Annotated in this window: 8 protein-coding genes; 6 read left to right on the forward strand and 2 right to left on the reverse strand. The window is 45.9% G+C overall.

Annotated elements, in window-relative coordinates; genetic code table 11:
- The 6 genes from CIK87_RS01825 to CIK87_RS01850 form a co-directional block, all read left to right on the forward strand.
- Nucleotides 1-737, forward strand: a 737-nt coding sequence (locus CIK87_RS01825) for a transposase (RefSeq protein ID WP_144008070.1), incomplete at its 5' end; no start/stop codon positions are given.
- A 63-nt stretch (nucleotides 738-800) separates the two neighbouring features.
- Nucleotides 801-1,889: a DUF3825 domain-containing protein gene (locus CIK87_RS01830; RefSeq protein WP_144008071.1), complete on the forward strand. Its 1,089-nt coding sequence runs from the start codon at nucleotides 801-803 to the stop codon at nucleotides 1,887-1,889.
- Nucleotides 1,890-2,393: 504 nt separating this feature from the next.
- Nucleotides 2,394-2,837, forward strand: coding sequence for a hypothetical protein (locus CIK87_RS01835; protein ID WP_094384972.1), 444 nt, complete (start codon nucleotides 2,394-2,396; stop codon nucleotides 2,835-2,837).
- 64 nt (nucleotides 2,838-2,901) lie between these two features.
- Nucleotides 2,902-3,408 carry a hypothetical protein gene (locus CIK87_RS01840; protein ID WP_094384981.1) on the forward strand — a complete coding sequence of 169 codons (507 nt, stop codon included), beginning with the start codon at nucleotides 2,902-2,904 and terminating at the stop codon, nucleotides 3,406-3,408.
- A 3-nt stretch (nucleotides 3,409-3,411) separates the two neighbouring features.
- Complete coding sequence (locus tag CIK87_RS01845; RefSeq protein WP_094384974.1) at nucleotides 3,412-5,475, forward strand: AAA family ATPase; 2,064 nt, start codon at nucleotides 3,412-3,414, stop codon at nucleotides 5,473-5,475.
- 29 nt (nucleotides 5,476-5,504) lie between these two features.
- On the forward strand, nucleotides 5,505-6,398 hold the full coding sequence (locus CIK87_RS01850; protein WP_094384976.1) for a hypothetical protein: 894 nt from the start codon (nucleotides 5,505-5,507) through the stop codon (nucleotides 6,396-6,398).
- An 86-nt stretch (nucleotides 6,399-6,484) separates the two neighbouring features.
- On the opposite strand, the gene CIK87_RS01855 is transcribed toward CIK87_RS01850, so the two are convergent.
- Together CIK87_RS01855 and CIK87_RS01860 are read right to left on the reverse strand one after the other, a co-directional pair.
- The gene (locus CIK87_RS01855) at nucleotides 6,485-7,468 is read right to left on the reverse strand and encodes a transposase (RefSeq protein ID WP_094384979.1); all 984 of its coding nucleotides are present in this window, start codon (nucleotides 7,466-7,468) and stop codon (nucleotides 6,485-6,487) included.
- Nucleotides 7,434-8,170 (reverse strand): transposase (locus CIK87_RS01860; protein WP_144008070.1); only part of this gene is annotated, 737 nt, incomplete at its 5' end. The genes CIK87_RS01855 and CIK87_RS01860, both read right to left, overlap by 35 nt.

Here is an 8,170-nt window from a genome sequence, read left to right on the forward strand (position 1 = left end):
CAAAACTTGAGGGCAAACGTGTCGGGCTGGTCCGCATGGATAGCGGTTTCTTTGCGAAGGAAATACTTGACTATCTGGAAATGAAAGGGTTACACTATATCATTGCCTGCCGTTTCAACAATCGTATAAAGTACAGTCTCACCCATGAACGCAAATGGATAGAGCTAACAGACGGATTGGAAATATCCGAAACCATCTATCAGGCAAACGGTTGGGAGAAGCCTAGACGCATTGTGATGGTCAGGCAAGAAATAGACAAGCGCCCCAAAGCTGCAGGAAAGCAAATCAAGCAACTGGAGCTTTTTGAGGATGAGCAGGATTTCGGAAAATACCGATACAGCTGCTTTGTAACAGACCTTGACCTGCCGGCCAAGATTGTATATGACTCATATCGCGGAAGAGCGGATTCTGAGAATAGGATAAAAGAATTGAAGAATGATTTCTCCATCGATGACTTTGTCACAAATAACTTCTGGGCAACAGAGGCATGTGGGAATTTCATTGTTATGGCATATAACTTTATGTCGTTGTTCAGACATGCGCTGATCAATTCCAACAAGAAGAAATTTCTGAAGACTATCCGATACGAGTTGATATCGACGCCAGCCTATCTGGGAAAAACAAAAGACAAGCACATCCTATATTTGGCTAGATCACTAAAAACACGACAATCATTCTTATCTATATGGGAAAAATTAAAGGATTTCTCTTTGCCGTACGACACAGAGAAATCCTAATGACCGATTTGGGTTAAAACCTGCAAGGCAGAACTTAACAAGTTGCTCGCCGATGAAATACAAGTGAGCACAACGGAACTCAATTCACTTGTTGACGCAGCCAACATTGTGTACCTCAACAAGTATGGCTATGCCCGGAGCCGTTCGGGCGAGGCCGTAACAGACGAAAACGCCACCTACCTGTATTTCGACACAGGATTGGCAGATACCACTGGCGAGCCGATCATCGGTTGGTTTGAGAAGCGGGGAAAAGGATCTGACTTCAAGGGCGTGTCATGGGGAACAAAAGCGACTCTTGATGTAAAGATCCGAGCCAGCAAGATGTTTCACTGGGGAGACCTCTACTTCAAGAATGAGGAAGAAGGACTTGCATTCCTTGAGGACATCGCCGCAAGTACTATCCCAGAGACGTGGTCGTTCAAAAACAAGCCTTCGACTGTCAACCATCCCATTCTGAAGTCATATATAGAGAACACCTTCGAGGTTCTCAAGAAAGAGACCGAAAGGGGCGCGAAAAACAAGCTCGTGTATAATCAAGACGGCTGGTTCCTTGTCTTCAACACCAACTTGCTGGACAAGTTCTTCCACGAGGTTCTCATCGTGGTTGAAGTCCGCAAGCAGAAGGATGGAAGTGAACTGCTGATGAGCCCGAGACGTGTCAAGAAGGAACTGGAGTTGCGTAAGCTCGGATTCGCAAAAGACGTTCATCCGGAGCAGCCACATTTCTTTGAAAAGGTGGAGGAGGTCATATACCAGCCGACCTGGACAATAGACAAGGACTTCGACAAGTTCACTCACATCATTGAAGATCGTATAGAGCGTTTCCCCATAGAGGTACAATCGGCTTCTTCGGATGAACTCGGTCGCAAACTGGATGATGCAATTACGTTTGCTGTAGCTATTGCCCGGCGTAACTACAAGTTTATCGTGCCCATGTATTGCCCACAGACAGGGAAGATCCAACTGCTGATGCCCATTTACTTGAAAGGAACGTATAGCAGCAAGCCCGACTTCGCGCTCATACTTAGTCCTGACAAGGAGAACGAGTACTACACTCCGGAGACGATTCTACCCCTGGATGCTGTCTTTCAGAATGCACGACTGATAGCCAAGCCCGATGACACCTGGCTCAACCCTGATACCATCCTCTGATTGTCGACTTCGGATTTCGGTGGGGTTCGTCCCCTCCGAAAACCGAACCTTCAGCGGAGCCTTTTAAGCAGCAAGAACATAACATGTATTTAGCACCTTATTAATAATAATGACCTACAAAATCGACTACAATGACAAACGACACCAGACAGATGACAAGCTACAAAGAGAAGCATTATACAAAGACCATAATGCATAAAGTGAACCCAAAGTGGATTCTGATAAAAGTGACGACAGGGTTACGAGTAAGCCATGACCATGCACATCAAACCATAGTCATCTGCTATGCAGCCAACCATGTGCTTGACCGAAATCGGCAAGGTTCACAAGGGTGCTAATGGTTCCAAATAGACAGGAACCGTTATATCAGAAAAAACTCTTGTAGAATAAGCGTGAAGGTTGTAACTTTGCATCAGAAATCAAAGATAACTTGGTTATACCAGATACTTAAAACAATACTATCGGTGACGGCCTATTCCGTCAAAAACAAAAAACACATAGATTATGAGTACAGCTCTCAATCTTGTTGCCGCAAAGGCACTCCCAGCCCTCTCGGGCAGTTCTCTCACCTACAATCCTGAGAAGAACGTGTTTCTCACCCTCGGTTATACCAGTTCAGCTGGAAATAACTACTACCGGGCTATCCGCTTCTCAAAGCGACTGGCAGTGTACTACCACATAGGCGAAGGTTACGCCCACACCTTCCTGAACGGTATCACGCTCTTCGCATGGAACGGCCGGAAGGCGAACATCATCGCACAGAAGTCCTGGGGCGGCTGCAACTGGAGATGCTTCAACGAGCGCTCAGCCATGGAGGAGAGCATCGACATGCTGAAGGACTACCTTGCAGGCCAAGCCAAGGCACACGGTACCTGGGTTAGCGAGCGGGAGTTACTCTCCTACTCTCGCCAAATGATTGAGGAGACCCAGCGTAAGCAACTTGCATAGCGCAGTTGCTACGCTGATAGAGAAGCAGGAAAAAAATAACAACAACACAAAAAAACAACAGGATATGGCATCACTTACAAAAGCGATCAACGAAGACTTGTTCAGACAGTTTCTTCCAGAGTTTGGCAACCCAAGGGTTCACGTTCCGGTGTGGGACGAAGGCCAGAAAATGTTCCTCTGCGAGGAATATGAGAGCGCCAACGGACACCGATACTACAAAGGTGTAAGGTTCTGTGACCGTATAGTCATCGTAGAGAATGTGGGACTGTACCACACTTGGACCTACATCGACTCCATTGAAGTCTATGCCTTCAACGGCACAAGATTGGAGCTCGTGCAAAAGCGCGACTACAACAAGACGTTCCGTAACGAAGAGTTCATACGCCAGGAATCGGAAGCTATGGTATGCAACTACTTCAAAGGAGTTCTGAAGGCACGGAGGACAACTCTGCCTAAAGAACAACTCGAAGCGCAGGCTAAAGGCATCGTCGAAGGCTGTTACAAGAGTTTCCTGGACAGCAACTTCAACACACGACTCACCCAGATTCTCCCACAAATCGAACAAAAGTAGGATATGCAGAACATACAGATAGACCCACAGAACCATGAGCAGCAGCTCGCATACGAGCTCATCGCCAACACCAACAGCAGTTTCTTCCTCACAGGACGTGCAGGAACGGGAAAAACGACATTCCTGCGCAACGTGCAGAAGATGGTCGACAAACAGTTCATCACACTGGCACCTACCGGCGTGGCAGCCATCCTGGCGGGCGGGGATACCATTCATTCCTTCTTTGGGCTTCCCATGGAAGTCTGCACACCAGGAACTTGCGGAAAGATGAACGAGGCGCGCATCCTCACGCTTCTCCATGCTGACACCATCATCATCGATGAAGTGTCTATGGTAAGATGTGACATCGTGGACGCCATCGACTGTACGCTTCGAAGAACACTTCGTACGACACTCCCATTCGGTGGAAAACAAATCATATTCGTAGGTGACATGTTCCAATTGCCACCCGTTGTAAGACAGGGGGCGGAGCGAGAACTCCTCCATGACATCTACCGATCGAATGATTTCTTCTTCTACAAAGCTGATGCCATCAAACGCATGCGCCTTGCGAAGATCGAATTCCAAAAGGTATATCGACAGGACGAGGACCCGAAGTTCTTGCGTATTCTCGAGAATGTACGCATGAACAAGGTAACCACTGATGACATCATGCTTCTCAACCGGCGCGTTGTCAAACCCGAACCCAAAGATGGTATGGTCATTACGCTGGCCTCGCTCAACAAGACAGCTGATGGCATCAACCAACAGCGTTTGGCAGAAATCGATTCCGAGGAATTTACCTACGAAGGGACTATTGCGGGAAAGTTTGATGTCAAGAAGTTACCTGTGGAGCTCAATCTTCATCTAAAAGTCGGCGCACAGGTAATGTTTACACGCAATGACCAGCAGAAGCGATGGGCCAACGGAACACTCGCCAAAGTGGTAAAGCTCACAAAAGATGAAATCCATGTGACTTTGAATAATGGCGAAACATACGTGGTGCCTTGCGCCTCTTGGGACTCGATGAGTTATGAGTATGATCGGGAATCACGAAAACTAAAGAAAGAGGTTACGGGCACATTCACCCAATACCCTCTGAAACTGGCGTGGGCTATTACCATACACAAAAGCCAGGGTATGACATTCGACAAAATGTCGCTTGACCTTAGCCGTGGACTGTTCGCGGACGGACAACTCTACGTTGCGCTCAGCAGGGTTCGGTCATTGGAAGGTCTATACCTCACAAAAGAGGTAATTTCCCGATATGCCCACACAAGTCAGGAAATTATAGCATACGCAAGTGACTATAATGACGAGCAACTCATCAACGACGAGATGGAGAGTGGCAAGGCTGTATATCGTGCGTTGCAGGAGGATGACTATGACGAAGCTGCCAGACAATACCTCTTGCTGATGTACAAGAAAGCGCAGGCAGGTGACATCAAAGAAGCTATGCAGCTGTCGGACCATTTTCTCAACACCCTCATTTGCGACGAAGGGCTTATGGGGTGTATAGCGGATGTTCCAGAGGGCCTGCTCCTGTCAGACAATGATGATTCTCGGTTCCTTGCCGCCTTGATCAGTCTCTATGCCGGAAAGTACGAGCAGGCATTGGAATTAGTAAATGCTGTTTCCGGAGACCGGGATAGTCAGAAGTCACTCTTTGTAAAGTCACGTGCATTGACAATGCTTGGGCGCTATGCAGAAGCGGATGACATGAACGTGAAATTGGCCGACATGTTCGACATGACAATACCAGACGCCAAGGTGCTCTACATGATAGCGATGCTCAACGAGATGCACATCGGTGAACCAGGACTGGAAGTGATGCGCACACTCGTGGCAATAAGGCCGAAGTACGACAAAGGCATCCATGCTTTGCGCATGCTGATGAAGCGACATGGAATCATGCTCGATTCTTCAGAAGAGAATGAGCTGATAGAAGCCTTCAATTCCGGCATGTCCGAAGAAGACTTTGATGCTCAACTGAAAGAGTGCCGTGCCAAAACACCAAAGTCTGTCAGCTATCTTATTCAACAAATTAAGAAGCAGAAGTTCAACATAGAGCAACCCATCGAAGAATGATGGGAAGCTCTTCTTATACACAAATAAATATGGAGAAATTTACAGCAAAACTGAGAGACATGCAAGGAACCAAGTTTCCAATTGTCAAAGCTACATTCAAGGGAAAGGATGACCAGATTCACACTGGAATCATGATGGTAGACACTGGATCTGCAAAATGCATTCTGAACAGGTCCGTCATCCCTAATCTTGAGGATAATGCAGCCATTGTAGATAGCAAGATGACAATACATTCCATCCAAGGCAAAGTAGCGGAGTGCCTAGGATATCTGCTGTCGTTTCGTATTGGCAACAGATTGTTTTCCGAGACATTCTATGTAAACGAGGATATGGATTTCGGGCAGATATTCAACGGCCCTTTTATCGGTATTGTCGGTCATGAGTTTCTAAGGAAGAACAAAATGGTGCTTGATTACGAGACGGAAACATTGCATGAGTCAGCAGGAAGTTTTGAGGGCTATCCTGAGGATTATAAGTTCATCTTCCCGATGTTTTGGGGATTGAAGTATTACAATGCCCCTGTCGTAGATCTTGTTTATGGTGACAAGGAGTACCTGATGATGGTAGATTCTGGCACAAGCGATACGGTCATCACCAAGCATTTGATGGATGATGCAGGAATCTGTGTAGGACAATTATGTGGCGATGGAACAATAACTGGCTTTACCAATGATACGCTGGAAACCGCATTGTATAATGTGACGTTGAGCATTCTCTGCTTAGGCAAAACACCAGAGCGTCCCAGGCTATACATCCAAAATGACGAAGTACAGGTCATTAGCAACTGCCAATACATAATAGAAGGTTTGAAGGATGCAGAGGGTAATGCACTAATGCCAGTTTCTGGAATGCTATCCTCAGAATTCATGCTAAGGAACAAATGGGTGTTGGACTTCGCAACGGGGGTGATGTATCAGAGATAGTAGGTGAATGATGGAATTCTATCAGCGGTCAATTCTTTTGCATAGCTATTTCATGAATTATGGGCTCACCCGATGAACCAAGGGGATTAGGCATATAGTTTTGTAAGTCTGAAAAGAAAGAACTTTATATCCGTTACTCCTCTTAAAGCAGCTCTAAACGCCTTTATTTTAGCATTGAATGATTCAGCAAAGGCATTAGTTGCTCTATTGACAAAGAAGTTCAATACTTCATCATAATGCTCGTAAAGTGTGGCGGCAATAACATGGAAACTCTTAAAACCGGAATCGTCCACTTTATTGTACCAGCGTGCAAGCGAGAGTCTTGCTGCATCTTTGATGGTATTCTTGGAAAATATCATTCTTAGCGAATGTGTGAGAGAATAAGCCTCTTTAAGGTCTGGATATATTTCAAAGAGCACCTCTGCTCTTTTCCTCTGACTTTCCGTCCATTTGTCGGGTGATTTGAAAAGCAGATATCTACTGCGAGCCAACAACTGCTTGTGGGTGTCACCGTTTGCAAGCACAATTGGAGTATATGCTTTGCCCAGGAATTTGGCCTCTTCTCTGGCCTCCGTATCTGCTTGAATGGCCTCCCATCTATATGCGATGCGCATCTCCTGCAAGGCATCATATGTAAGTTTCTGTATATGAAAGCGGTCTATAGTACGCATTGCATTCGGGAAACAGCGTCTGGCTATAAGCTGCATGGAATTCGACATATCCATTGTTATTTCCTTTACTATCTGTCTCTTGTCCTCGCCAATGCGCATAAGTGCTTTTGTGACAGCATCTGCCGCCACACCCTTTACTATCGCAACGATGGTACCTTTGCCTCCACGTGAAGATCTGTTGCTTACTATCGTGTACAACTCGCCATTGCTTGGAGCCGTTTCGTCAATGCAGAGGCTTTCACCTATGTTTTCGGGAAAGACAAGCCAGTCTTCTGCATGCGAAAGTTCTGGCCATTCACGGTGGCCGCTGAGTACTTCCTTGTATTGCTTTTCAAACGTATCACCGTTTATCCCAAATCGGTCATTAGGATTTCTCTGTGTCGTACGGCAAAGAGAAATCCTTTAATTTTTCCCATATAGATAAGAATGATTGTCGTGTTTTTAGTGATCTAGCCAAATATAGGATGTGCTTGTCTTTTGTTTTTCCCAGATAGGCTGGCGTCGATATCAACTCGTATCGGATAGTCTTCAGAAATTTCTTCTTGTTGGAATTGATCAGCGCATGTCTGAACAACGACATAAAGTTATATGCCATAACAATGAAATTCCCACATGCCTCTGTTGCCCAGAAGTTATTTGTGACAAAGTCATCGATGGAGAAATCATTCTTCAATTCTTTTATCCTATTCTCAGAATCCGCTCTTCCGCGATATGAGTCATATACAATCTTGGCCGGCAGGTCAAGGTCTGTTACAAAGCAGCTGTATCGGTATTTTCCGAAATCCTGCTCATCCTCAAAAAGCTCCAGTTGCTTGATTTGCTTTCCTGCAGCTTTGGGGCGCTTGTCTATTTCTTGCCTGACCATCACAATGCGTCTAGGCTTCTCCCAACCGTTTGCCTGATAGATGGTTTCGGATATTTCCAATCCGTCTGTTAGCTCTATCCATTTGCGTTCATGGGTGAGACTGTACTTTATACGATTGTTGAAACGGCAGGCAATGATATAGTGTAACCCTTTCATTTCCAGATAGTCAAGTATTTCCTTCGCAAAGAAACCGCTATCCATGCGGACCAGCCCGACACGTTTGCCCTCAAGTTTTG

This window comes from Prevotella sp. P5-64, from assembly GCF_002251285.1.
Taxonomy (GTDB): domain Bacteria; phylum Bacteroidota; class Bacteroidia; order Bacteroidales; family Bacteroidaceae; genus Prevotella.